Here is a 25,322-nt window from a genome sequence, read left to right on the forward strand (position 1 = left end):
CCCGGGGAGCGGCGGACCGGGCCGTTGCCGTATGCGGCGGCCGGGTCAGCCCTTCTTCAGCTCCCAGAAGCGGAACACCGTGGAGGCGTCCAGGGTCCACTGGAGGCCGTCGATGTTCTCGCGGGCGACGGCGTACTGCTTGCCCTGCCACACCGGTATGACCGGCAGGTCCTCGGCGACGATGTCCTGCACCTCACGGAAGGCGGTCTTGGTCGCCTGCCGGTCGGGCTGGCCCGCGGTGCCGGGCAGCAGCTTGCCGGTGATGCGCTTGGCGTCGTAGTTGTTGCGCAGGACGTTGCCCTTGCCGAAGAACGGCTGGGTGAAGTTGTCGGGGTCCGGGTAGTCGGGCACCCAGCCCTTGACGTAGGCGCTGTACGTGCCGGCGTCCACGCCCTTCTCGAACTCCTCGGTGGGCACGCTCTTGACCTTGGCGTCGAAGAGGCCGCTGGCGTTGAGCTGCTGGGCGATCTCCTGGAAGGCCGGGACGGTGCCGGGGCCGTAGCGCACGGGGGTGGCCCAGAGGGTGAGCGGCACCTTCTTGTTGTTGTAGCCGGCCTCGCGCAGGGCGGCGGCGGCCTTGTCGGCCTGCGGCCGGTCGCCGTAGGTGGCGAAGAAGGCCGAGTTGTGGCCGGTGATGCCCGCGGGGACGATCGAGTACAGGGGTTCGGCGGTACGCTTGTAGACGTCCCGGACGAGCGTGGAACGGTCCAGCAGGTACGCGACGGCCTTGCGGACGCCGAGCTTGCCGGCCACCGGGTCCTTCATGTTGAAGACCAGGTGCATGACCTCGGCGCTCTTGCCCTCGACGACCTGGGTGCCGTGCTTCTGGCTGTCGGCCGCCTGGTCCAGGGAGGCGATGTCCTTCATGGCCAGACCGCGGTAGGCGATGTCGATGGAGCCGTCCTGCACCGCGTTCTTCAGCTTGTCCTGGCTGTCGAAGAACTTCATGGTCATGCCGGAGTTCTTGACCTCGGCGGGGCCCTTGTAGGAGCCGTTGACGCCGAAGACGGCTTCGGAGGAGGCGTCGTACTCCTTGAGGGTGTAGACGCCGGAGCCGACGGCCTTGTCATCGGTGCGCAGCTTGTCGGGCGCGTACTCACGGTGGTCGACGATGGAGCCGGCGCCGGAGGCGATCTTCATGGGGAAGGTCGCGTCGGGCGACTTGAGGCGGAAGACGACGGTCTTGGCGTCGGGTGCCTCGACCTTGTCCAGTCCGGCGAACATCACGGCCGGGCCGCGCTTGTCGTTGATGCGCTTGATCCGGTCGAAGGAGAACTTGACGTCCTCGGAGGTCAGGCTGTTGCCGTTGCTGAACTTCAGACCGTCCTGGAGGGTGCACTTGTAGACGGTGCTGCCGCCTTCGACGAAGCCGCAGGAGTCGGCGGCCTCGGGCTGGGGGGTGGTGCCGTTCTTGGGGAAGCTCAGCAGCGACTGGAAGACGTTGCTGAACAGCAGCCAGGAGACGGGGTCGTAACCGGCGGCCGGGTCGGTGGACACGATCTTGTCGGTCATGCCCATCACCACGGGCTGCCCGGTCCCGGCGTCCCCGCCCTGATCGGATCCGCAGCCGCTGAGCAGGGCGGCGACGAGCCCTGCCCCCAGCGGTGCGGCGATCCACTGGTCGCGTTTCCTCACGTGCGTGTTCCTCACAGTCGTCCTGGCGGTTCAGCGGTGTGTGTTCCGCGCCGGCGGGTGCCGGTGTCGGTGTGCCGGCGGGGTGCCGTCATCGGTTGTGGTGGTGCGCGCCGTCTCGGGGTGCGGCAGCCGGCCGGCGCACGGTGGACGGTGGCGCCGGCCGGAGGTCGTCGTCAGTTGCTGCTCACGCCGCGGGCCAGTTCCCAGATCTGCAGGGCCGAGGAGGAGTTCAGGGCCCACTCGGCGCCGGTGATGTCGTCGCGGGCGGCGACGTACTGCTTGCCCTGCCACAGCGGCAGGATGGGGACCTCGTCCGCGATGATGTCCTGGGCCTGCTTGAAGCCGTCGGCGGCGGAGTTGCGGTCGGTCTGCTGCCGGGTGGCGGGGATCAGCTGGAATTCGATCTTGCTGTTGCGGTACGGGGAGTTGAGGAAGTTCCCCTTGCCGATGAACGGCGCGATGTAGTTGTCCGCGTCGGGGAGGTCGGCGAACCAGCCCATGCCGTAGGCGGCGTACTTGCCCTCGGACTGTTCCTTGCGGAACTGCTGCCAGTTGTCGACGCCCTTGATCTGGACGTCGAACAGGCCGCTCTTGTTGAGCTGGCTCTGCAGTTCCTTGAACTCCTTGGCGGTGCTGGAGCCGTAGTGGTTGGCGGTGTAGGTGAGGGTGAGCTTGACCGGGGTGGTGATGTGCGCCTGCTGGAGGATCTTGCGGGCGGCGGGGACGCTCGGGTTGCCGTACTTGGTGAAGAAGGAGTTGATGTGGCCGGTGAGGCCCTTCGGCACCAGGGAGTACAGCGGGTCGCCGGCGTAGGAGTACACGTCGCGTACCAGCGCGGAGCGGTTGACCAGCTGGGCCATGGCCTGCCGGACGGCCTTGTCGGAGACCGACGGGTCGTCGGTGTTGAAGGCGAGGTAGCGGATCTCGGAGCCGGGTACGGCCTGCAGGGTGACGTGCTCGTCCCGGGCGTTCTCCAGGCCCTTGATCTGGTCGGGCGTCAGGCTGCGGTTCATCAGGTCGATGTCGCCCTTGCGCAGCGCCTTCTCCATGCCGTCGGAGTCCTCGAAGAACTTCATCTCGACGGTGGAGTTCTTCACCTCTATCCCGCCCTTGTAGTCGGGGTTCTTGGTGAAGACGGCCTTGCTGACGCGCCCTCCGCTGTGCTCGACCTTGACGGTGTACGGGCCGGAGCCGGAGATTTCGAAGCCCTTGTGGAGGCCCTTGGCCGGGTACACCTCGCTGTCGACGATGGCCGCTGCCGGGGTGGCGAGCTTCTGCGGGAAGGTGGCGTCCGGCTTCTTGAGGTGGAAGACCACCTCGGTCTCGCTGGGGGTCTCCACCTTGTCGACGTTGTCCACCAGGGAGATGGGGCCGCGGTCGTACTTGATGGCCAGCATCCGGTCGATGGAGAACTTCACGTCCTCGGACGTCAGGGCGTGCCCGTTGGAGAACTTCAGTCCGTCGCGGAGTTTGCAGCGGAACTGCTCGTTCTGGGTGTCCCGGAATCCGCAGGACTCGGCGGCCTCGGGCACCGGCGCGGTGCCGGTGCGGGGCAGGCGCATGAGGGTCTGCAGGGTTCCGCGCAGCACGTTCCACGCGTCGACGTCGTACGCCTGCGCGGGGTCGAGCGGAGCGGGCGCGTCCTTGGTGGCCTCCAGTTGGGCGGTGGTGCCGACCTTGATCGGCTTGCCGCCTTCGCCGGAGCCGTCCGAACTGCCGCAGGCGGCGAGCGTGGGGACGAGCAGACCGGCCAGGGCCGGCAGCACCAAGGTCTTGCGATTCATCGTCGGCAGGTTCCTTATCAGCGCAGAGGTGTTGCTCGCGTTGACATTAGTAGGAACGGCCAGGGCCTCCGGGACACAACAGAGTTGAACGGATATCACGCCCGGATAACGGCCGCCCGATGATCGATATCCGGACGGTGGAACGAACCGTACGGGTCTCCATCAATCCGGACACTTACCCCCAGGGAAACCAGGAGAAAGCACCCCCGGAACGACCTCACCCCGCACTGTCGACGGGTCTGCGCGTGAGAAACGTCACTCCGGTATTGGCGTGATCACCCGGTTGAATTCAGCCGCCGCATTCGTCACGGAAAATGAGCGGGCCACTCCTTACAGTTTCTTCCGTTTTCGGGGGACACGCTCAGTGCACGCCGTACCGGCCGTCCGTGATGAGCGACCGGAGAAATGGGAGATCCACTTCTTCCAGCGATCCGACGACGGTACGGCCCAGGCCGGGGCCGATCGGAGCCACCGACGGCACCGCGACGACCTGGCAGCCGGCCGCCTCCCCCGCCGTCACGCCGGTGACGGTGTCCTCCACCACGGCGCAGCGCCGCGGGTCCACGCCGAGCCGGGCGGCCGCGGTCAGGTACGGGTCGGGGTGCGGCTTCGTACGCGGCAGGTCGTCGCCGGCCAGCGTCAGGCGGAAGTGCTCCGGGCCCAGGGAGTGCAGCATCCGGTCGATGATGGTGCGGTGCGAGGCGGAGACCAGGGCGGTGGGCACGCCGTGCGCGGACAGCTCCGCGAGCAGCCGGCGGGCGCCGGGCATCAGCGGTACGCCGCGCGCGATGCGCTCCGCGAACCGGGCGTTGAGCAGCACGGTCAGCTCGTCCAGGCCGATGTCGGCGCCGGTCACCTCGATCAGGTACGCGGCGCTGCGGGTCATCGGGCCGCCGACGACGACCTGGCGGTGGTGGTCGTCCAGTACGTGGCCCAGCTCGGCGAAGACCTGGGCCTCCGCCTCCCACCAGAAGCCCTCGGTGTCGACGAGCGTGCCGTCCAGGTCGAGGAAGACGGCCTGCAGGGTGGCGCCGTCGGCCGTACGGGTTCCTACCGCGGGGATGCTGCTGGTCATCCGTGCACCTCCGTAGTCGCGCGTCCCCGGAGGGACGAAAGGGCCGGCCGCTCTCCCGCGTGGGGAAAGCGACCGGCCACTACCGGACCGACCAGTGTACGGCCGCGCGGGGAGACGCGCGGTGCCCGCGGGGACTTCCGTGGCCTCCCCGCCCCCGCTGCCACCCCGCGTCCCGGTACTACCGCGCGTTGAAGTACTTCGCCTCCGGGTGGTGGATGACGATCGCGTCGGTGGACTGCTCGGGGTGCAGCTGGAACTCCTCGGAGAGCTGGACGCCGATCCGCTCGGGCCGCAGCAGGTCCGCGATCTTGGCGCGGTCCTCCAGGTCGGGGCAGGCACCGTAGCCCAGCGAGAAGCGGGCGCCGCGGTACTTCAGCGCGAACATGTCCTCGACGTCGGCCGGGTCCTCCCCGGCGAAGCCCAGCTCGGCGCGGACGCGGGCGTGCCAGTACTCGGCGAGTGCTTCGGCGAGCTGGACGGACAGGCCGTGCAGCTCCAGGTAGTCGCGGTAGGAGTCGGAGGCGAACAGCTCGGCGGTGGCCTCGCCGATCTTCGAGCCGACGGTGACGACCTGGAGGCCGACCACGTCGGTCTCGCCGGACTCCTCCGGGCGGAAGAAGTCGGCCAGGCACAGGCGCCGGCCGCGGCGCTGGCGCGGGAAGGTGAAGCGGGTGCGCTCGGTGCCGTCCTCGTTGAGCAGGATCAGGTCGTCGCCCTTGGAGTAGCAGGGGAAGTAGCCGTGGACGACGGCGGCCTCCAGCAGGTTCTCGGTCTGGAGCTTGTCCAGCCAGCCGCGCAGCCGGGGGCGTCCCTCGGTCTCGACCAGTTCCTCGTACGAGGGTCCGTCGCCCGTACGGGCCTGCTTGAGGCCCCACTGCCCCTTGAAGAGGGCGCCCTCGTCCAGCCAGGACGCGTAGTCCGCCAGCTGGATGCCCTTGACGACGCGGGTGCCCCAGAAGGGCGGGGTGGGGACGGGATTGTCGGTGGCCACGTCGGAGCGGACGGTGCCCTCCTCCTGCTCCGGCTCGGCGATCTCGATGTTGCGCTTGGGGACGCGGCGCTGCTTGAGCTCCGGGAGGGTGGCGCCGGGCACGCCGCGCTTGACGGCGATCAGGGCGTCCATCAGGCGCAGGCCCTCGAAGGCGTCGCGGGCGTAGCGGACCTCGCCCTCGTAGATCTCGTGCAGGTCCTGCTCGACGTAGGCGCGGGTCAGGGCGGCGCCGCCGAGGATGACGGGGAAGTCTGCCGCCATCTTGCGCTGGTTGAGCTCCTCCAGGTTCTCCTTCATGATCACCGTGGATTTGACCAGCAGTCCGGACATGCCGATGACGTCGGCGCGGTGCTCCTCGGCGGCTTCCAGGATGGCCGAAACCGGCTGCTTGATGCCGAGGTTGACGACGTTGTAGCCGTTGTTGGACAGGATGATGTCGACGAGGTTCTTGCCGATGTCGTGCACGTCGCCGCGCACCGTCGCCAGGACGATGGTGCCCTTGCCCTCGGAATCGGACTTCTCCATGTGCGGCTCCAGGTAGGCCACCGCGGTCTTCATGACCTCGGCCGACTGGAGCACGAACGGCAGCTGCATCTGGCCGGAGCCGAACAGTTCACCGACCACCTTCATGCCTTCGAGCAGGGTGTCGTTGACGATGTCCAGGGCCGGGCGGTCGGCGAGCGCCGCGTCCAGGTCGGCTTCCAGGCCGTTCTTCTCGCCGTCGATGATGCGGCGCTGGAGGCGCTCCTCCAGGGGCAGGGCGAGCAGTTCCTCGGCCTTGCCGGCCTTCAGCGACTTGGCGGTGGCGCCCTCGAACAGCTCCAGGAGCTTCTGGAGCGGGTCGTAGCCCTCCTCGCGACGGTCGTAGATCAGGTCGAGGGCGACCTTGACCTGCTCCTCCTCCAGGCGGGCGATCGGCAGGATCTTGGAGGCGTGCACGATCGCGGAGTCCAGGCCGGCCTTGACGCACTCGTCCAGGAAGACGGAGTTGAGCACGATGCGGGCGGCCGGGTTGAGGCCGAAGGAGATGTTGGACAGGCCCAGCGTGGTCTGGACGTCGGGGCGGCGCCGCTTCAGCTCGCGGATGGCCTCGATGGTGTTGACGCCGTCCTTGCGGGACTCCTCCTGACCGGTGCAGATGGTGAAGGTCAGGCAGTCGATGAGGATGTCCGACTCGCGGATGCCCCAGTTGCCGGTCAGGTCCTCGATGATCCGCTCGGCGATGGCGACCTTGTGCTCGGCGGTACGGGCCTGGCCGTTCTCGTCGATGGTCAGGGCCATCAGCGCGGCGCCGTGCTCGCGGGCCAGCGCGGCGACCCGGGCGAACCGCGACTCGGGCCCGTCCCCGTCCTCGTAGTTGACGGAGTTGATGACCGCGCGGCCGCCGAGCTTCTCCAGTCCGGCCTGGATGACGTCCACCTCGGTGGAGTCCAGCACGATGGGCAGGGTGGAGGCGGTGGCGAAGCGGCCGGCCAGCTCGCGCATGTCGGCGACGCCGTCCCGGCCGACGTAGTCCACGCACAGGTCCAGCAGGTGGGCGCCCTCGCGGATCTGGTCGCGGGCCATCTCCACGCAGTCGTCCCAGCGGCCCTCCAGCATGGCCTCGCGGAACTTCTTCGACCCGTTGGCGTTGGTGCGCTCACCGATGGCCAGGTACGAGGTGTCCTGCCGGAACGGGACGGTCTGGTAGAGGGAGGCGGCGCCGGGCTCGGGGCGCGGGCTGCGCTCGGTGGGGGCGGTGCCCCGTACCCGCTCGACGACCTGGCGCAGATGCTCCGGCGTGGTGCCGCAGCAGCCGCCCACGAGCGAGAGCCCGTACTCGCCGACGAAGGTCTCCTGGGCGTCGGCCAGCTCGGCCGGGGTCAGCGGGTAGTGGGCGCCGTCCTTGCCGAGGACGGGCAGACCGGCGTTGGGCATGCAGGACAGCGGTACGCGGGCGTGGCGCGCCAGGTAGCGCAGGTGCTCGCTCATCTCGGCGGGGCCGGTGGCGCAGTTCAGGCCGATCATGTCGATGCCCAGCGGCTCCAGCGCGGTCAGCGCGGCGCCGATCTCCGAGCCGAGCAGCATGGTGCCGGTGGTCTCCACCGTCACCGAGCAGATCACCGGCAGGTCGGTGCCGGTGGCGTCCAGGGCGCGGCGGGCGCCGAGGACGGCGGCCTTGGTCTGGAGCAGGTCCTGGGTGGTCTCGACCAGCAGGGCGTCGGCGCCGCCTGCGATCATGCCTTCGGCGTTCTTCTGGTAGGCGTCGCGCAGGGTGGCGTAATCGACGTGGCCGAGGGTGGGCAGCTTGGTGCCGGGGCCCATGGAGCCCAGTACCCAGCGCTGCTGTCCGGTGGAGGCGGTGAACTCGTCGGCGACCTCGCGGGCGATGCGGGCGCCCGCCTCGGACAGTTCGAAGACCCGCTCGGGGATGTCGTACTCGGCGAGCGCGGCGTGATTGGCGCCGAAGGTGTTGGTCTCGACGCAGTCGACCCCGACCGCGAAGTACTCCTCGTGGACCGAACGGACGATGTCCGGACGGGTGATGTTCAGGATCTCGTTGCAGCCCTCCAGCTGCTGGAAGTCCTCCATCGTCGGGTCCTGAGCCTGGAGCATCGTGCCCATCGCCCCGTCGGCCACCACGACGCGGGAGGCGAGTGCCTCGCGCAGTGCCGTGGTGCGGGATGTGCTGGCGGACGATGGCGTGTACGAGGCCATGGAGGTGCTCCCCTGGTTGCGACGGCTGTCGGCTTTGCGTCTTCCGGTAGAAGGCGCACCCGGTCAGGGTAGCGGGCGTGGCTGCCGGTGGCCCGGGTGTCCCAGGGCGTGGACTCCCCGGAGTCGTGCCGGAACCGCGGCGGGGCCGGGGCCGTACCGGCGCCGGGCGGGGACGGCGCCGGACCCGGTCAAGATCATTGACAGGTATCGGTCGACTGCCACAGGGTCGGCATTCACCGATATCGTTCAGCATTGCCGAACCGCTCTTCTGGGCCGGCCGGCGCTGCTGTCCACCGCACCATGTCACCCGCTTCACCGCTTCACCCGGAGGTTGCCCGATGGCACGGAACATCCAGTCGCTGGAACGTGCCGCCGCGATGCTGCGGCTGCTGGCCGGCGGTGAGCGCCGGCTGGGCCTCTCCGACATCTCCTCCGCGCTGGGCCTGGCCAAGGGCACCGCGCACGGCATCCTGCGCACCCTCCAGCAGGAGGGTTTCGTCGAGCAGGACCCGGCGTCCGGCCGCTACCAGCTGGGCGCCGAGCTGCTGCGCCTGGGCAACAGCTACCTGGACGTGCACGAGCTGCGTGCCCGCGCGCTCGTGTGGACGGACGACCTGGCGCGGTCCAGCGGCGAGAGCGTCTACCTGGGCGTGCTGCACCAGCAGGGCGTGCTGATCGTGCACCACGTCTTCCGGCCCGACGACAGCCGTCAGGTGCTGGAGGTCGGCGCGATGCACCCGCTGCACAGCACGGCGCTGGGCAAGGTGCTGACGGCGTACGACCCGGTGGCGCACAGCGAGGCGGCGGAGGCCGAGCGGCAGGCGTTCACGCCGCGCACGGTGACCGCGCTGGAGGAGCTGGAGGGCGTGCTGGACCTCACCCGGGCGCGGGGCTGGGCGGCGGACGTGGAGGAGACCTGGGAGGGCGTGGCGTCGGTGGCCGCGCCCATCCACGACCGGCGCCGGATGCCGGTCGGCGCGGTGGGGGTGACCGGTGCGGTGGAGCGGGTCTGCCGGGACGGCGAGCCCGGTGAGCTGCGGCCGGAAATCGTCGCCGCTGTGAGGGATTGCGCACGTGCGGTCTCCCGAGACCTCGGTGCCGGGCGATTCTGAGCCTTCCGCCCCATATGTTCACCTAAGTTTTCAGTCACAGAACCCTTGACGGGGTGCTACGTGTGAAGAAAACTGCCGTTCGTCGGTCGGCATTGTCGAACACCAAACGACAATATTGGTTATGGTGGACAGTGCCGGAGGCCGACCAACGCCCTCTCGGAGGGCGCGGACCCCCGGAGGACCCCGGGGTCCGCCTTCCCCTGGACGAAGGACAAAGGAGTCGCGGGTGTCCAGCTCCGACATCTTCATCAGCGAGACCATCGGTACCGCTGTTCTGATCCTGCTGGGCGGTGGCGTCTGCGCCGCCGTCACGCTGAAGCGCTCGAAGGCGTACAACTCGGGATGGGTGGCCATCACCTTCGGGTGGGGTTTCGCCGTGCTGACCGGCGCGTACATCGCGACGAAGTCCGGCGCCCACCTCAACCCGGCGGTCACCGTGGGACTGGCCGTCAAGGGCGGCACGCCGTGGGGCGACGTACCGGTGTACCTCGCCTCCCAGCTGCTCGGCGCCATGATCGGCGCGGTGCTGGTGTGGCTCACGTACTACGGCCACTTCCGGGCCCACCTGACCGACCCGGAGATCGTGGGCGAGCAGAGCGGGCAGGAAGGCATGGTCGACAAGGCGGCGGCCCCCAAGGCCGGCCCGGTTCTCGGTGTCTTCTCCACCGGACCCGAGATCCGCAACGCGGTGCAGAACCTGACCACCGAGGTCATCGCCACCACCGTGCTCGTGCTGGCGATCCTCACCCAGGGCCTCAGTGACAACGGCAAGGGCGTCGGAGTCATCGGTGCGCTGCTGACCGCATTCGTGGTCGTCGGCATCGGTCTGTCGCTGGGCGGCCCGACCGGCTACGCGATCAACCCGGTCCGCGACCTCGGTCCGCGTATCGTCCATGCGCTGCTTCCGCTGCCGAACAAGGGCGGGTCGGACTGGGGCTACGCCTGGATCCCGGTCGCCGGTCCGCTGATCGGCGGCGCGATCGCCGGTGGTATCTACAACATCGCGTTCGCCTGAGCCGCGCCGCCCGCACCGAAGACTTTTGGAGCACAGACACCAAATGAGCGACAACCACAGCACCGCCTCCCACGGCCACGGCGCTTCCTCCCACGGCCACGGCCCGTTCATTGCGGCCATCGACCAGGGCACCACGTCCAGCCGCTGCATCGTGTTCGACAAGGACGGCCGGATCGTCTCGGTCGACCAGAAGGAGCACGAACAGATCTTCCCCAAGCCGGGCTGGGTCGAGCACGACGCCAAGGAGATCTGGGAGAACGTCCAGCAGGTCGTGGCCGGTGCCGTCGAGAAGGCCGGCATCACCGCCAAGGACGTCAAGGCGATCGGCATCACCAATCAGCGCGAGACCACGCTGATGTGGGACAAGAACACCGGTGAGCCGGTGCACAACGCCATCGTCTGGCAGGACACCCGTACCGACGGGCTCTGCCGCGAGCTGGGCCGCAACGTCGGCAAGGACCGCTTCCGCCGCGAGACCGGCCTGCCGCTGGCCTCGTACTTCGCCGGCCCGAAGATCCGCTGGCTGCTGGACAACGTCGAGGGCCTGCGCGAGCGCGCCGAGGCCGGCGACATCCTCTTCGGCACCATGGACTCCTGGGTCATCTGGAACCTGACCGGCGGCACCGAGGGCGGCGTGCACGTCACCGACGTCACCAACGCCTCGCGCACCCTGCTGATGAACCTGCGCAGGCTGGAGTGGGACGAGAAGATCCTGCACTCCATCGACATCCCGGCCGCGGTGCTGCCGGAGATCCGCTCGTCGGCCGAGGTGTACGGCACCGCGGCCGCGGGCGCGCTGGCCGGTGTGCCGGTCGCCTCGGCACTGGGCGACCAGCAGGCCGCGCTGTTCGGCCAGACCTGCTACGACAAGGGCGAGGCCAAGTCCACGTACGGCACCGGCACCTTCATGCTGATGAACACCGGTGACGAGCCCGTCAACTCCTACAACGGGCTGCTGACCACGGTCGGCTACCGCATCGGTGACCAGAAGCCGGTGTACGCCCTGGAGGGCTCGATCGCCGTCACCGGTTCGCTGGTGCAGTGGATGCGCGACCAGATGGGCCTGATCAACTCGGCCGCCGAGATCGAGACGCTGGCCAGCACCGTCGAGGACAACGGCGGCGCGTACTTCGTCCCGGCCTTCTCCGGCCTGTTCGCCCCCTACTGGCGCTCGGACGCGCGCGGCGTGATCGCGGGCCTGACCCGTTACGTCACCAAGGCGCACATCGCCCGCGCCGTCCTCGAGGCCACCGCCTGGCAGACCCGCGAGATCACCGACGCCATGACCAAGGACTCCGGCGTCGACCTGACCGCGCTGAAGGTCGACGGCGGGATGACCTCCAACAACCTGCTGATGCAGACCATCTCGGACTTCCTGGACGCCCCCGTGGTGCGCCCGATGGTGGCCGAGACGACCTGCCTCGGCGCCGCCTACGCCGCCGGACTGGCCGTCGGCTTCTGGCCGGACACCGACGCGCTGCGCGCCAACTGGCGCCGGGCCGCCGAGTGGACCCCCCGCATGGACGCGGACACCCGCGACCGCGAGTACAAGAGCTGGCTCAAGGCCGTCGAGCGGACCATGGGCTGGATCGAGGACGAGGAGTAATCATGAGCACCCTGCAGAGCGTCCCGGCCCTCGGGACGCACCCGGCCGACGGTTCGACCCAGAGCCGCGCCGAGACTCGGGAGCAGCTTTCCAAGGCGACGTACGACCTCCTGGTGATCGGCGGCGGCATCCTGGGCATCTCCACTGCCTGGCACGCCGCGCAGTCGGGGCTGCGGGTTGCGCTGGTGGACGCCGGCGACTTCGCCGGCGCCACCTCCTCCGCCTCCTCCAAGCTGCTGCACGGCGGTCTGCGCTACCTGCAGACCGGTGCGGTCAAGCTGGTGGCGGAGAACCACTTCGAGCGCCGTGCGGTCTCGCGTGAGGTGGCCCCCCACCTCGCCAACCCGCTGACCTTCTACCTGCCGGTCTACAAGGGCGGCCCGCACGGCGCGGCCAAGCTCGGCGCGGGCGTCTTCGCCTACTCCGCGCTGTCCGCCTTCGGTGACGGTGTCGGTCACGTCATCAGCCCGGCCAAGGCCCAGCGCGACGTGCCGGAGCTGCGCACGGACAACCTCAAGGCCGTGGCCGTGTACGGCGACGACCAGATGAACGACGCGCGGATGGCGCTGATGACGGTCCGCGCGGCCGTCGAGGCCGGCGCCACGGTCCTCAACCACGCCGAGGTCACCGGGCTGCGCTTCACGCAGGGCCGGGTCACCGGTGCCGAGCTGAAGGACGGCACGGACGGCACCGAGTTCGGTGTCAACGCGCGCCTGGTCCTGAACGCGACCGGCCCCTGGGTCGACCACCTGCGCAAGATGGAGAACCCGAACGCGGCGCCCTCCATCCGCCTGTCCAAGGGCGCGCACCTGGTCCTCAAGCGCACCTCCCCCTGGAAGGCCGCGCTGGCGACCCCCATCGACAAGTACCGCATCACCTTCGCCCTCCCCTGGGAGGACATGCTGCTGCTCGGCACCACCGACGAGGAGTACGAGGGCGACCCGGCGGACGTCCGCGTCACCGAGAAGGACACCGCGCAGATCCTGGACGAGGCGGCCTTCTCCGTCCGCGACCAGCAGCTCTCGCGTGACCTGATCACGTACTCCTTCGCGGGCCTGCGGGTGCTGCCGGGCGGCCCCGGCGACACCTCCAAGGCCAAGCGCGAGACGGTCGTGACCGAGGGCGCGGGCGGCATGCTCTCCGTCGCGGGCGGCAAGTGGACGACGTTCCGCCACATCGGCCGTACGGTCATGAACAAGCTGGCGGCGCTGCCCGGCCAGCCGCTGGCCGAGGACATGGAGCCGATCTCGCACCTGCCGAAGAAGCTGCCGCTGCCGGGTATCGCCAACCCCAACGCGGTCGCCCACCGGCTGCTGGTCGACGGTTCGGCCCCCGGCCCGCGCATGGCGCCGGAGACCGCCCGTCACCTGGCCACCCACTACGGTTCGCTGTCCTTCGACATCGCGCGGCTGGCCAACGACGACGCGGCGCTGGCCGAGCGCATCCACCCGGACGCGCCGGAGATCTGGGCCCAGGTCGTCTACGCCCGCGACCACGAGTGGGCGGAGACGGTCGACGACGTGCTGCGCCGCCGCACCACGCTGACCATCCGCGGCCTGGACACCGAGGACGTCCGCGCCCGGACCAAGGCGATACTGGAGCAGCGCGGCTGACGCGCTGTGACGCACCGCTGACCTGAGGGCGGCTCCCGGAGCGGGAGCCGCCCTTCGGCGTGTCCGGGCTCAGAACCTCTGTACGCAGTGCTCGGCGACGGCCATGGCGGTGAGGTTGGTGTTGGCGGCGGGCAGCGTCGGCATCACGGAGGCGTCGATGACGTGCAGGGACTCGACGCCGTGTACGGCGCCGGTGGCGGAGACCACCGCGCCGCGGTCCCCGGCCGGGCCCATCCGGCAGGTTCCGGCGGCGTGCTGGTAGCCGGTGACGGTCTGCCGCAGGGCGTGCGTGAGCTGGTCGTCGGTGGTGACGGTGGGGCCGGGCGCGCGCTCCTCGCGGAGCAGCCCGGACAGGGGCGCCGTACGGGCGAGGGAGCGGGCCAGCCGCATGCCCGTCACCATGCGGCGGGCGTCCTCCGGTTCGCGCAGGAAGCCCACGTCGATGCGCGGGGCGTCGCGGGGGTCGGCGGAGCGCAGCCGCAGCCGGCCGCAGGAGGACGGCCGCAGCAGGGCCACCCACAGGGTGAGCACGGTCGTCCCGTCCTCGTCCGTCTCGGGGCCCGAGGGGAAGACCTGGAGATCGGGTGGGCCGTCCTCGCCGCTGACGTCGCAGGTGAGGAAGGTCTGGAGCACCGGGTCGCGGGGGCCGGGCGGCGGCGCGTCGACGGCGTACGTGAGGGTGACCGCGGGGTGGTCCCGGAGGTTCTCCCCCACGCCGGGCAGGTCGGCCGTCACCGGGATGCCGAGGTCGCGCAGGTGACCGGCCGGGCCGATGCCGGAGCGCAGCAGGACCGGCGGGCTGCCGTACGCCCCGGCGGCGAGCACCACCCGGCGGGCGGGCAGCACCGTACGGCCGGGGTCGGCGAGCCGCACGCCCACCGCCCGGCCGTCGCGCACCTCGACCCGGTCCACGAGGATGTTGCCGCGCACGGCGAGGTTGGCACGCTCGCGCGCCGCGGCGAGGTAGGTCAGGGCGGTGCTCTGCCGGACGCCGCCGACCCGGTTGACCGGGACGGGGCCGACGCCGCGGGCGCCGGGGGCGTTGTGGTCGGTGACGGGCGGGTGGCCGAGAGCGGTGCAGGCGTCGTGGAAGGCGCGCTGCCACCGGTTGGTCTCGTCCGCGCCGTACCGCCGTACGGGGACCGGGCCGTCCGTGCCGTGCCAGGGCGGCCCGGTGTCCAGGTCCCGCTCCACGCGGCGCAGGCTGGGCAGGAAGTCACCGAAGGACCAGCCGTCGTTGCCCTGCGCCGCCCAGGCGTCGTAGTCCCGCGGGTGCCCGCGCAGGGCGATCGCGGAGTTGATCGCCGAGGAGCCGCCGACGAGCTTGCCGCGGGGCAGGGCGACGGTCCTGCCGAGGGCTCCGGGCTCGCTGACGTACCCCCAGTCGTGGCTGTGGGTGGCGGCGGGGCTGGTGGCCACGTCGTCGGGCAGGCCGTCGGGCGAACTGCCGTGGTCCGGTCCGGCCTCCAGCAGCAGTACGGACCGTGCGGGGTCCTCGGACAGCCGGGAGGCCAGTACCCCTCCGGCCGAGCCCGCGCCGACAATGATCACGTCCCAGGTACCCATGTCCGCTGTCCCGCCTGCCTTCCCGGCGTACCGCCCGGCTGCCTCCACCTGCTTCGGACCGCCGGCCGCGCCGCGGGTCCGGCTCCCTGAGGTACCCGCCGGGCGGAGATCACACACGTACGCGTACGGGCTCCGCCGGCGAGGACGGCAGCCGGGCGTGAAACGCCGGGGTCCGGCCGCGGACCGGCGCACTAGCATCGCCCGGGAGAGGGCCCGGCCGGTCTCCCGGCCCCTGCCCCGCCCGTTTCTCCAGACCCGTCACCGAGCGTCCCCGGACCCGACACCGACCTTGGAGAGCCCCATGACCTTGCTGACCACCTGGCCGGAGAGCGGCCCGGAGACCGTACTGCGGCGCACGTCCGAGCCCGCGGAGATCGCCGCGGCGCTGGCACCGGCCGGCGTGCGCTACGAGCAGTGGCCGGTCCGTACGGACGTGGCGCCGGACGCGGAGCCGGCGGACGTCCTCGCGGCGTACCGCACGGAGATCGCCGCACTGACCGCCGAGGAGGGCTTCGTGACGGTGGACGTGGCGTCCCTGCATCCCGGCGACGACCCCGCGTGGCCGGAGAAGGCGCGGGCGGCGCGGCAGAAGTTCCTCGCCGAGCACACCCACGAGGACGACGACGAGGTGCGCTTCTTCGTCGCCGGGTCGGGGGTGTTCTACCTGCACACGGGCGGCGAGGTGCACGCCGTGCTGTGCGAGCAGGGCGACCTGCTGGGCGTGCCGCGGGGCACCACCCACTGGTTCGACATGGGCACCCGGCCGTCGTTCACGGCCCTGCGCTTCTTCCACGAGGAGGACGGCTGGATCGGCACGTTCACGGGCGACGACATCGCGCTGCGCTTCCCGGACTTCGACACGCTGACGGCCGGCCGGGCGGAACGGGGCGCGGCGTGAGCCACACCTTCGACGTGGACCACGTGGTGCTCGACATCGAGGGCACCACGAGCGCGACCGGCTTCGTCGTCGACGAGCTGTACCCGTACTCCCGCGGCCGGTTCGGGCGGCTGCTGACCGAGCGGGCCGCGGAACCGGAGATACGGCGGGCCGTCGAGCAGGTGCGGGTGCTGCTGGGCGAGCCGGACGCCGACGCGGCCCGGATCGAGCGGGTGCTCGGCGCGTGGCTGGACGAGGACCGCAAGGCCACGCCCCTGAAGACGCTGCAGGGCATCGTGTGGGCCGAGGGCTTCGCGAACGGGGAGCTGGTCTCGCACTTCTACCCGGACGTGGTGCCCCGGCTGCGCGAGTGGCACGCGGCGGGTGTGCGGTTGCACGTGTACTCGTCGGGGTCGGCGGCGGCGCAGCGGGCGTGGTTCGGGCACAGTCCGCAGGGCGATCTGCGGCCGCTGGTCGACGGGTACCACGACACGGAGAACGCCGGTCCCAAGCTGGAGCGGGCGTCGTACGTGGCGATCGCGGCGGACCTGGGGGCCGCGCCGGAGCGGGTGCTGTTCCTGTCCGACCGGGCCGGGGAGCTGGACGCGGCGCGGGCGGCGGGGTGGCACACGGCCGGGGTGCGGCGGCCCGGGGAGCCGTACTACGACAGCGGGGTGGGCGGCCACCCCGAGGTGGCGTCCTTCGTGGAGCTGGAGATCCGTACGGCCGCCGGGGCGCGGGAGGTGCCGGGCGCCGGCACCGGCGAGGTGCGGCGGGCCGGGGCCCGGCTGGCCGCCGAGGCCGCGCGGTTCGCCGCGCTCGGCTGGATGCGCGGCACGTCCGGCAACCTGTCGGTCGTGCTGACGCGCGATCCGCTGCGGCTGGCGGTGACCGCGAGCGGGCGGGACAAGGGCGAGCTGACCGCGGACGACGTGGTGCTGGTCGACGGCCGGGGCGCCGCCGTCGCGGGTACGCAGGGCTCGGCGGCCGGGGCCGGCAGGCCGTCGGCGGAGGCCGGGCTGCACGCGCGGGTGGTGCGGCTGACCGGGGCGGGCGCGGTGGTGCACGTCCACACGGTCGCCGCCGTGGCGATGGGACGGCGCCGGCCCGGCGGGATCGTCTTCCGGGACCTGGAGATGCTCAAGGGGCTGGGGCAGCCGGCGGACGGGCCGGCGGTGCGGCTGCCGGTCGTCGCCAACAGCCAGGACATGGACGTGCTCGGGGACCGCCTGGCGGAGGCGAGGGAGCCGCGGATGCCGGCGGTGGTGGTGGCGGGGCACGGGCTGTACGTCTGGGGGGCCGACCTGCTCCAGGCCCGGCACCACGCCGAGGTCGTGCAGTGGCTGCTGGAGCTGGAGCTGGCCTCGGAGCGGGGCTGAACGGAGCGCGCGGGGCGGGTCGCTGCCGCGTACGGGACCACGTTGCGGGCGTACCGAGCCGGGCCCGTAGGTTGGGGGCGACCGCCGTCCCGTCCGTGGTGTCCCGCCCCGGGCCATCCGGCCGAGCCACTGGAGCCGTCCCGTGACCCCAGACCTGTCCCCGCTCGCCCGCCTGCCGCGCGGCGGGCTGCCGCCCCAGGCCGTCGTGGTCGGCGACCCGGCCCGCGCGGCCGCCGTCGCCGAGCTGCTCGACGACGCCGCGGAGATCGCGTACCACCGCGAGTACCGCACGTTCACCGGCAGCTGGAAGGGCCTGCCGGTGGTCGTCGCCTCGCACGGGGTGGGCGGGCCCGGCGCGGTGCTGCTGTTCCAGGAGCTGGCCGACGCGGGCGTACGGACCTTCGTACGCCTCGGGACGGCCGGGGCGATACGTCCGGGGGTCGGCGACGGTGACCTGGTGATCGCCGAGGCGGCGGTCCGCGACGACGGGGTGACGCAGCAGCTGGTGCCGCCGGAGTACCCGGCCGTGGCGGCACCGGAAGCGGTGCTGGCGCTGGCCGGCGCGGCGGCGGACGCCGGGGCGCGGTACCACCGCGGCGTGGTGTGGACCCGCGCGGCGTTCCAGCCGGGGCTGCTGCCGCTGCCGGTGGCGGCCTACACCGCGGCGGGCGTGGCTGCGATAGAGATGGAGGTGTCCGCGCTGTTCGTGACGGCGGGCCTGCGCGGGCTGGTGGCCGGCGCGGTGCTGGTGATCGACGGCGTGAACGCGGACGAACTGGTCGACGAGGCGGCCACCGGCGGCTACGACCCGTACCGGGACGCCGTCGCGGACGGCGTGGCGCGCGGCTCCGTCGTCGCGCTGGAGGCCCTGCGGACGCTGGCGGAGGAGGCCCGGTGAGCGCGGTGCACGACACGGAGGCCGCGGTGGACCTGCTGGTGCACGGCGGCACGGTGCTCACCGTCGACGACGCGGGCACCGTACTGCCCGACGGCGCGGTGGCCGTACGGGACGGCGCGATCGTCGCGGTGGGCCCGGCCGCGGAACTGCGCGCCGCCCACCGCCCGGCCGAGGAGATCGACGCCACCGGCTGCCTGGTCCTGCCCGGGCTGGTCAACACCCACACCCACCTGGCGATGACGCTGCTGCGCGGCCACGCCGACGACGTGGACCTCCAGGGCTTCCTGGGCCGGGTGGTGCCGCGGGAGAACGCGCTGCTGTCCCCGCAGGCCGTGACCGCGGGCCTGCGGCTGGCCGTCGCGGAGAGCGTACGGGGCGGGGTGACCACCGCCCTGGACATGTACTGGTTCCACGAGGCGGCCGAACGGGCGGCGCGGGACGCCGGCTGGCGGCTGCTGTCCGGCCCGACGTTCATGGACGTGCCGGGGCCGCCCGACCGGATGCCGTACGGGAACCGGATGGACTGGGCCCGCCGGTACCTCGAAGCCCACCGCCCCTCCCCCGGCACCCGCCCGGTGGTCTTCGCGCACAGCGCCTACACCCTGGGCACCGCGCAGCTCACCGCCATCGCGGCGCTGGCCAGGGAGTACGGCGCGCTGCTGCACCTGCACGCCGCGGAGAACGCCGCCGAGGTCGCGACGGTACGCGAACAGCACGGCAAGCGGCCCGTCGAACTGCTGGAGTCGCTGGGCCTGCTCGGCCCGGACACGCTGCTCGCGCACGCCGTCGAACTGACCGACACCGAGATCGCCGCGCTGGCCGCGACCGGTACGGGCGTCGCGCACTGCCCGGTCTCCAACCTCAAGCTGGGCTGCGGTGTCGCCCGGGTTCCGGAGCTGCTGCGGCAGGGCGTCCGGGTGGGGCTCGGCACGGACGGGGCGGTCAGCTCCAACTCCCTGGACATGGTGAGCGCGTTGGGCATGGCGGCGCTGGTGCACAAGGCGGGCGGCGACCCCACGGCGGTCGGCGCCGAGCAGGCCGTACGCATGGCGACGATCGAGGGCGCGCGGGCCCTGGGGCTGGGCGGGCAGCTCGGTTCGCTGGAGGCGGGCAAGCGCGCGGACCTGGCGGTGCTCGACCTGGGCGGCATGCACCTGGCGCCCCGGCACGACCCGTGGTCGACGCTGGCGTACTCGGCGCGGGCCGGTGACGTCCGGGACACGGTCGTCGACGGCCGGGTGCTGATGCGCGGCCGGCGGCTGACCACGCTGGACGAGGCGGCCGTGACCGCCGACGCGGAGGCACTGGTCCGGGCCGTCTGAGCCCCCACCCAGCCATCACCATGTGACCTGCGCGGCCCGGGAGTTCACCCCGCCCCCACCCCCGCCACAGGGGACGCACAGCCTCCCGGAGCCGCGCCTCCGCGGCCATAATGGCGCAGACATCGGATGTCTGCGGGCGTCCGGCGGCGGTGCGAGGCGGGGAGGGTCCGGACATGGCGGTCACGGACGAGGCCATAGAGAAGATCAAAGCGATGATCGTCTCCGGCGCCCTGCGGCCGGGCGACCGGCTGCCCAAGGAGAGCGAACTCGCCGCTGACCTGGGCCTGTCCCGCAACTCGCTGCGCGAGGCGGTACGGGCTCTGTCGCTGATCCGCATCCTGGACGTACGCCAGGGCGACGGGACCTACGTCACCAGCCTGGACCCGCAGCTCCTCCTCGAAGCGCTGAGCTTCGTGGTGGACTTCCACCGCGACGACACGGCCCTGGAGTTCCTGGCCGTACGCCGGATCCTGGAACCGGCCGCCACCGCGATGGCGGCCACCCGCATCCCCCCGGCCGAACTCGACGACCTGGAACGCCGGCTGACCGCCCTGGGCCCGTACCCCCCGGTGGAGGAGCTGGTCGCCTGCGACCTGGAGTTCCACCGCCGGATCGCGGCCACCGCCGGCAACTCGGTACTCTCCTCCCTCCTCGACGGCCTCTCGGGCCCGACGACCCGGGCCCGCGTCCGGCGCGCCCTCCCCCAGAAGGACACGGTGAGCCGCACCCTCACCGAACACCGCGCCATCCTCGGCGCCCTCCGCGACCGGGACGCGGAGGCGGCACGGGCCTGGGCGACGGTGCACATCACCGGCATGGAGCAGTGGTTGCGCTCGACGCTGTGATCTGTCGCCTTCGGCGCCCCGACGGCGGGCCCCATACGGGGTGGGCAGGGCTCGGGCGACGAGCCACACCCCCGTACGGGATCGGCGACGCGTCACCAGACGATCACCCCGCCGCCCGCTTCCCGGGCGCGACGGGCCGCGTCGACGATGTTGTCCAGCCGCTGCCCCAGCACCTGAAGCAGGGCCTCGTACGTGCGGGGCGGCGCACTGCCGTCGGCCCCCTGCACCGCCCGTACGATCGTCTCCAGATGCGCGCGGAGCAACAGGCACTCCTCGGCGAACTCGCCCACCTCGTGAGGCTGCACGTCACAGTCGGAGTCGGCCGGCCGGGGCAGGAACCGCGCCCCCAGCGACCGCACGACCGGAGAGCCCCACACCGTCCGGCGCCAGCTCTCGAAGCCCGCGAGGTCCGAGGTACCGGGCGGCACGTCGAGCCAGTCCCTGCCCCCGTCCGCCCTGATCACGAACACATCGACCGAAAGACTCATGTCCGGAGTCGACCACCCGGACGGACAGATCGGAACCGCATTTCTGGAGGGTGGCCACTTCGGTGCGGAGGTCGGCCGGCTGCGGTGGCACGGCTGCCAGGAGGGGCGGGCGTCGACGCGGGCGGGCAGGGGCGCGGAGCCGGGGCTGCCGGTCAGGGGCGGGCTTCCGGGGCGCTGGTGGGCAGCGGCAGGTCGGGGGCGAGGAGGCCCTGGTCGGTGAGGGCGTGCCAGAGGGCGTCGGGGATGTCGTACGTGAACAGGCCGGCGTTCTCCCGGGCCTCCTCCGGTGACGCGGCGCCCACCAGGACTCCGGCCACGGCGGGATGACCGAAGGGGAAGCGGAGCGCCGCGGCCTTGAGCGGTACGCCGAACGCGGCGCAGACCGATTCGAGTCGCCGGGCACGTTCCACCAGGGCTGCCGGAGCCGGCGCGTAGTCGTACGGCGCCCCGGGGGACGGATCGGCCAGCAGCCCCGAGTTGTAGACGCCGCCGACCACGACCGACGTGCCGCGGCGCACGCACACCGGCAGCAGGTCGTCGAAGGCGGAACGGTCGAGCAGGGTCCAGCGCCCGGCGCACAGCACCACGTCCACGTCGAGGTCGGCGACGAACCGGGCCAGCGGGGCGCTGTGGTTCATGCCGAAGCCGACGGCGCCGACCACGCCCTGGGCGCGCAGATCGGCGAGGGCGGGGAAGCCGGACGCGTACACCTCCGCGGCCCGGCCCTCGACGTCGTGCAGGTAGACGATGTCGACGGCGGAGACGCCGAGCCGTTCCAAGGAGGCGTCGAGGGTACGGCGGATGCCGTCGCGGGTGAGGTCCCGGACGCGGGCGCGCGCCGGGGTGGCGGTGTAGCCCTGGCCGTCCACCGCCTCGCCCGGCGCGAGGGGCCGCAGCCGCAGGCCGACCTTGGTGGACAGGACGTACGAGGCGCGGTCGCGCCCGGCGAGCGCGCGGCCGAGGCGCTCCTCGGACAGGCCGAGGCCGTAGTGCGGGGCGGTGTCGAAGTGGCGGACGCCGGCGTCGAGGGCGGCGCGCACGGTGCGCTGGGCGCGGTCCTCGGTGAGTGGCCGGTAGAGGTTGCCGAGGGGCGCGCAGCCCAGCCCGAGGGGCGGCACGGTCACGCCCGTACGCCCCAGTCGCCGTCGCCCGTGCGGTACGTACGCCATCGCGGCCTCCTCAGAGCCTGTGTCACAGCCCCGGCCGGAACAGTGTCCGTCGTCCGGCGCGCGCCGGGCGGAGGGCGCCCGGCCGGGGGTGTGACCCAGGCTCTCAGGGGCGGGGCGGAGCCGCAGTCCCTCCGTGCCGCCGTCGACCGCGAGAGAGGTGCCGGTGCAGCCGGAGGCCGCCGGAGATGCCGGAGGCCGCCGGGGATGCCAAGTGGGCGGTGGCGGCGGCCGCGCTGACGTCGGGGACCTCGACGCCCGTGGCGGGTGCGGTGACGGCCATACGTACGCCTCCGGCGAGGGGCGGACGGACATCGGACCTTTCCCGGACCTCCGATGTAGGGCGCCGCTGCCGCACACCGTCCAGGGGACGCGCGGCAGTTGCCCGACCAGGGTCCGAACCCGGACGCGGCGGGGCCCGGCCGGCCGTGGACGGCGGCGGGCGGCCGGGACGGACGGAATCCGAACACGTCGGATGTATGCACACTCGTTCGTGCACAGGGGCTGCGTCACGGTCCCACGGACGCCGTAGGCTGGGAGCGCACGCAATGGAACTGCTGCCGGTGACCGTCCCGAGGAGGCGGCGCCGGTCGGAAGGAGGCGCTGGGTGATCGAGCTCGACGGAGTTCCCGAGCTGATCGACCCGGTCATGGTGGCCGCGTTCGAGGGCTGGAACGACGCCGGCGACGCCGCCTCCGCCGCGGTCGCGCATCTGGACCGGGAGTGGAAGGGGGAGGTGTTCGCCGCGCTGGACGCGGAGGATTACTACGACTTCCAGGTCAACCGTCCCACCGTCTGGCTGGACGGCGGCGTCCGCAAGATCACGTGGCCCACGACGCGGCTCTCCGTCGTGCGGATCGCCGACGCGAACGGCAAGGGCAAGCCGCGCGACCTGGTGCTGGTGCGCGGCATCGAACCCAGCATGCGCTGGCGCTCGTTCTGCAACGAGATCCTGGGCTTCGCCCACGAGCTCGGCGTGGAGATGCTGGTGGTGCTGGGCGCGCTGCTCGGTGACACCCCGCACACCCGGCCGGTGCCGGTCAGCGGTGTCACCTCGGACCCGGACCTGGCCCGCACGATGGACCTGGAGGAGACCCGGTACGAGGGCCCCATCGGCATCGTCGGCATCCTCCAGGAGGCGTGCACCCACGCGGGCGTTCCCGCGGTCAGCCTGTGGGCCGCGGTGCCGCACTACGTCTCGCAGCCGCCGAACCCGAAGGCGACCCTCGCGCTCCTCAACCGCCTGGAGGACCTGCTCGACCTGCGCATCCCGCTGGGCGAGCTGAGCGAGGACGCGCGCGCCTGGCAGCTGGGCGTGGACCAGCTGGCGGCCGAGGACAGCGAGGTCGCCGAGTACGTCCAGTCGCTGGAGGAGGCGCGGGACACCGCGGAACTGCCGGAGGCGTCGGGCGAGGCCATCGCCCGGGAGTTCGAGCGCTATCTGCGGCGCCGGGATCCGCAGGCCGGGCCCGGGCTGGCGACCGAGGGCGGGGTCGCCGACGGCCGCGACGGTTCGTACCTGCGCGACACGACGAGCGGACGCACCCGCCCACCGAAGCCGGCCCCCAAGGACTCGAAGGAGCCGAAGGAGCCCAGGGACTCGAAGGAGCCGAGGGAGCCCAGGGAGCCGAACCGCGAACCCGGCGGCCCGGAGCCCAAGGGTCCGGATGCCAGGAGTCCGGAGTCCAAGACTCCGGATGCCAAGAATCCGGAAGCGCAGGGCTCCGAAGCCAAGGGCCCGGACGCCCGGAAGCCGGACGCCCGGAAGCCGGACTCCCAGAGCCCGGGCGACGGCCCGGCGGACGGCTGCGAGGACTGACCGCATCGGGGGCGGCATCGGGAGCTGCCTCGGGGGCGGCCCCGGGGGCGGCCTCCGGGTCGTCCCCTAAGGCGGAGCCGGGGCGGGCTCCTCCTCGTCGGCGATCCCGGGCCCGCGCGCTTACGGAAGGCTGATCAGCGTCCTCGTACGGACGAGCCCCGGCTCGCCTTCCCTCGGAGTGCCCCTTGCGTACGCGCCTTCGTGCCGCCGTCCTGATCGCCGCCCTCGCCACCGGGGCCGTTGCCGCACCGGCGGCCGCGGCCGCTCCTCCGCCGGGGACGTCCGGCGCGCAGTCGGCGGCGTCCTCGCGGCAGGCCGGTCTGGACACCGAAGCGCTCCGACAGGCGCTGCGCGGGCTGCCGGACCGGGACACGACCGCCGCGCTGGTGCGCGTGGGCGGGCGGGAGACGTGGCAGGGCAGCGCCGGGGTCCGTTCCTTGGAGACCCGGCGCGGCCCCCTGGAGAACGCCCGGTTCCGGGCGGGTTCGACCACCAAGGTGGTCACCTCGGCGATCGTGCTCCGGCTCGCCGCCGAGAAGAAGATCGATCTGGACGGCACCGTCCAGCAGTACCTGCCCGGTCTGCTGACCGACGCGTTCCAGCCCATCACCGTACGGCACTTGCTCACCTTCAGCAGCGGGCTGCAGCCCGGGGCGTCCCTCGGGCCGGTGAACGCCGAGGGCTACGAGAACCGCTTCCGGACCCTCACGCCCCGCGCCGTGGTCGCGGCGTCCGTCGCCAAGGGCCCCTACCGGGGGCCGGATGAAGGCCCGGGCAAGAAGCAGCGCTACGACAACATCGATTACACCGTCCTCGGCATGCTGATCGAGAAAGTCACCGGCGACACGTACGAGCACCAGGCGTACGTCCATGTCCTCAAGCCCGCCGGCATGCGGCACACCTCGTTCCCCAGCGGCACCGACCCGCGCATCCACGGCCCGCACCACCGGGGGTACCAGCGGCTGGCGAGCGGCGAGGTGGTGGACGCCACCGAGTGGAACATGTCGGCCCAGCGGGCGGCGGGAGACATGATCACCACCACCGCCGACCTGGAGAAGTTCCTCTTCGCGCTGTTCCAGGGCCGGTTGGTGCCCCAGCCGCTGCTGGAGCGGGAGATGTTCACGCTTCCGAACATCGAGGGCGCCCGGCTGAGCGCGGGGCTCCAGCGCTACGACGTCGGTGACGGGCGGGTCGCCTGGGGCAAGACCGGCGCCCGGCCCGGCTACAACACCTTCATGGTGGCCACCCGGGACCTCTCCCGGACCCTGGTGTACTCCGTCAACGCGGTCGACGCCAAGAGCGAGACGACGAACCCGGTGGCCGCCCGCATCGTCCAGGCCGCCCTCGCGCCGGGCAGGCGCTGAGGAGGGGGAAAGCCGCCGAGCCCGCTCCAGGCGCGCCCGGAGCGGGCGGCCCGGGCTTCTGATCGGGGGG

General features: G+C 72.1%; 18 protein-coding genes. 11 read left to right on the forward strand and 7 right to left on the reverse strand.

Going from position 1 to position 25,322, the window contains the following annotated elements; genetic code table 11:
• Positions 1-45 precede the first annotated feature (45 nt).
• From AB0L45_RS23455 to metH, 4 genes are all read right to left on the reverse strand, one after another.
• Positions 46-1,635 (reverse strand): ABC transporter substrate-binding protein, encoded by a 1,590-nt coding sequence (locus AB0L45_RS23455; protein ID WP_365842923.1) that lies wholly within the window; start codon positions 1,633-1,635, stop codon positions 46-48.
• Positions 1,636-1,808: 173 nt separating this feature from the next.
• The gene (locus tag AB0L45_RS23460) at positions 1,809-3,419 is read right to left on the reverse strand and encodes an ABC transporter substrate-binding protein (protein ID WP_365842925.1); all 1,611 of its coding nucleotides are present in this window, start codon (positions 3,417-3,419) and stop codon (positions 1,809-1,811) included.
• Positions 3,420-3,780: 361 nt separating this feature from the next.
• Positions 3,781-4,494 (reverse strand): HAD family phosphatase, encoded by a 714-nt coding sequence (locus AB0L45_RS23465; RefSeq protein ID WP_365842927.1) that lies wholly within the window; start codon positions 4,492-4,494, stop codon positions 3,781-3,783.
• A 178-nt stretch (positions 4,495-4,672) separates the two neighbouring features.
• Positions 4,673-8,182 carry a methionine synthase gene (metH, locus tag AB0L45_RS23470; protein ID WP_365842929.1) on the reverse strand — a complete coding sequence of 1,170 codons (3,510 nt, stop codon included), beginning with the start codon at positions 8,180-8,182 and terminating at the stop codon, positions 4,673-4,675.
• A gap of 338 nt (positions 8,183-8,520) precedes the next feature.
• On the opposite strand from metH, the gene AB0L45_RS23475 reads away from it, so the two are divergent.
• The 4 genes from AB0L45_RS23475 (at position 8,521) to AB0L45_RS23490 (ending at position 13,528) form a co-directional block, all read left to right on the forward strand.
• Positions 8,521-9,294, forward strand: a complete 774-nt coding sequence (locus AB0L45_RS23475; RefSeq protein ID WP_365842931.1) for an IclR family transcriptional regulator — start codon at positions 8,521-8,523, stop codon at positions 9,292-9,294.
• Positions 9,295-9,520: 226 nt separating this feature from the next.
• Positions 9,521-10,309, forward strand: coding sequence for an MIP/aquaporin family protein (locus AB0L45_RS23480; protein WP_365842933.1), 789 nt, complete (start codon positions 9,521-9,523; stop codon positions 10,307-10,309).
• Positions 10,310-10,352: 43 nt separating this feature from the next.
• Positions 10,353-11,915, forward strand: coding sequence for a glycerol kinase GlpK (gene glpK, locus AB0L45_RS23485; protein WP_365842935.1), 1,563 nt, complete (start codon positions 10,353-10,355; stop codon positions 11,913-11,915).
• Between the two features lie 2 nt (positions 11,916-11,917).
• Positions 11,918-13,528, forward strand: a complete 1,611-nt coding sequence (locus tag AB0L45_RS23490; RefSeq protein WP_365842937.1) for a glycerol-3-phosphate dehydrogenase/oxidase — start codon at positions 11,918-11,920, stop codon at positions 13,526-13,528.
• 69 nt (positions 13,529-13,597) lie between these two features.
• On the opposite strand, the gene AB0L45_RS23495 is transcribed toward AB0L45_RS23490, so the two are convergent.
• Positions 13,598-15,094, reverse strand: coding sequence for a GMC family oxidoreductase N-terminal domain-containing protein (locus AB0L45_RS23495; protein WP_365842939.1), 1,497 nt, complete (start codon positions 15,092-15,094; stop codon positions 13,598-13,600).
• A 301-nt stretch (positions 15,095-15,395) separates the two neighbouring features.
• Here AB0L45_RS23495 and AB0L45_RS23500 point away from each other — a divergent pair, with 301 nt between their 5' ends.
• From AB0L45_RS23500 to AB0L45_RS23520, 5 genes are all read left to right on the forward strand, one after another.
• Positions 15,396-15,992 carry a cupin gene (locus tag AB0L45_RS23500; protein WP_365842941.1) on the forward strand — a complete coding sequence of 199 codons (597 nt, stop codon included), beginning with the start codon at positions 15,396-15,398 and terminating at the stop codon, positions 15,990-15,992.
• 26 nt (positions 15,993-16,018) lie between these two features.
• Positions 16,019-17,350: an acireductone synthase gene (gene mtnC, locus AB0L45_RS23505; protein WP_365843277.1), complete on the forward strand. Its 1,332-nt coding sequence runs from the start codon at positions 16,019-16,021 to the stop codon at positions 17,348-17,350.
• Positions 17,351-17,492: 142 nt separating this feature from the next.
• Positions 17,493-18,248 carry a purine-nucleoside phosphorylase gene (locus AB0L45_RS23510; protein ID WP_365842943.1) on the forward strand — a complete coding sequence of 252 codons (756 nt, stop codon included), beginning with the start codon at positions 17,493-17,495 and terminating at the stop codon, positions 18,246-18,248.
• Positions 18,245-19,570 carry an amidohydrolase gene (locus AB0L45_RS23515; RefSeq protein WP_365842945.1) on the forward strand — a complete coding sequence of 442 codons (1,326 nt, stop codon included), beginning with the start codon at positions 18,245-18,247 and terminating at the stop codon, positions 19,568-19,570. The genes AB0L45_RS23510 and AB0L45_RS23515 overlap by 4 nt, the downstream gene beginning before the upstream one ends.
• Before the next feature lie 173 nt (positions 19,571-19,743).
• Positions 19,744-20,415 carry a FadR/GntR family transcriptional regulator gene (locus tag AB0L45_RS23520; protein WP_365842947.1) on the forward strand — a complete coding sequence of 224 codons (672 nt, stop codon included), beginning with the start codon at positions 19,744-19,746 and terminating at the stop codon, positions 20,413-20,415.
• Between the two features lie 92 nt (positions 20,416-20,507).
• On the opposite strand, the gene AB0L45_RS23525 is transcribed toward AB0L45_RS23520, so the two are convergent.
• Entirely contained in the window at positions 20,508-20,903 is a 396-nt protein-coding gene (locus AB0L45_RS23525) for a hypothetical protein (protein ID WP_365842949.1), read from the reverse strand.
• 152 nt (positions 20,904-21,055) lie between these two features.
• Positions 21,056-22,072, reverse strand: coding sequence for an aldo/keto reductase (locus tag AB0L45_RS23530; RefSeq protein ID WP_365842951.1), 1,017 nt, complete (start codon positions 22,070-22,072; stop codon positions 21,056-21,058).
• A gap of 604 nt (positions 22,073-22,676) precedes the next feature.
• Between AB0L45_RS23530 and AB0L45_RS23535 the strand changes: the two genes are divergently transcribed.
• Entirely contained in the window at positions 22,677-23,888 is a 1,212-nt protein-coding gene (locus AB0L45_RS23535) for a PAC2 family protein (protein WP_365842953.1), read from the forward strand.
• Positions 23,889-24,073: 185 nt separating this feature from the next.
• Entirely contained in the window at positions 24,074-25,252 is a 1,179-nt protein-coding gene (locus AB0L45_RS23540; RefSeq protein WP_365842955.1) for a serine hydrolase domain-containing protein, read from the forward strand.
• Positions 25,253-25,322 lie beyond the last annotated feature (70 nt).

It is taken from the genome of Streptomyces sp. NPDC052496, from assembly GCF_040679095.1.
GTDB lineage: Bacteria > Actinomycetota > Actinomycetes > Streptomycetales > Streptomycetaceae > Streptomyces.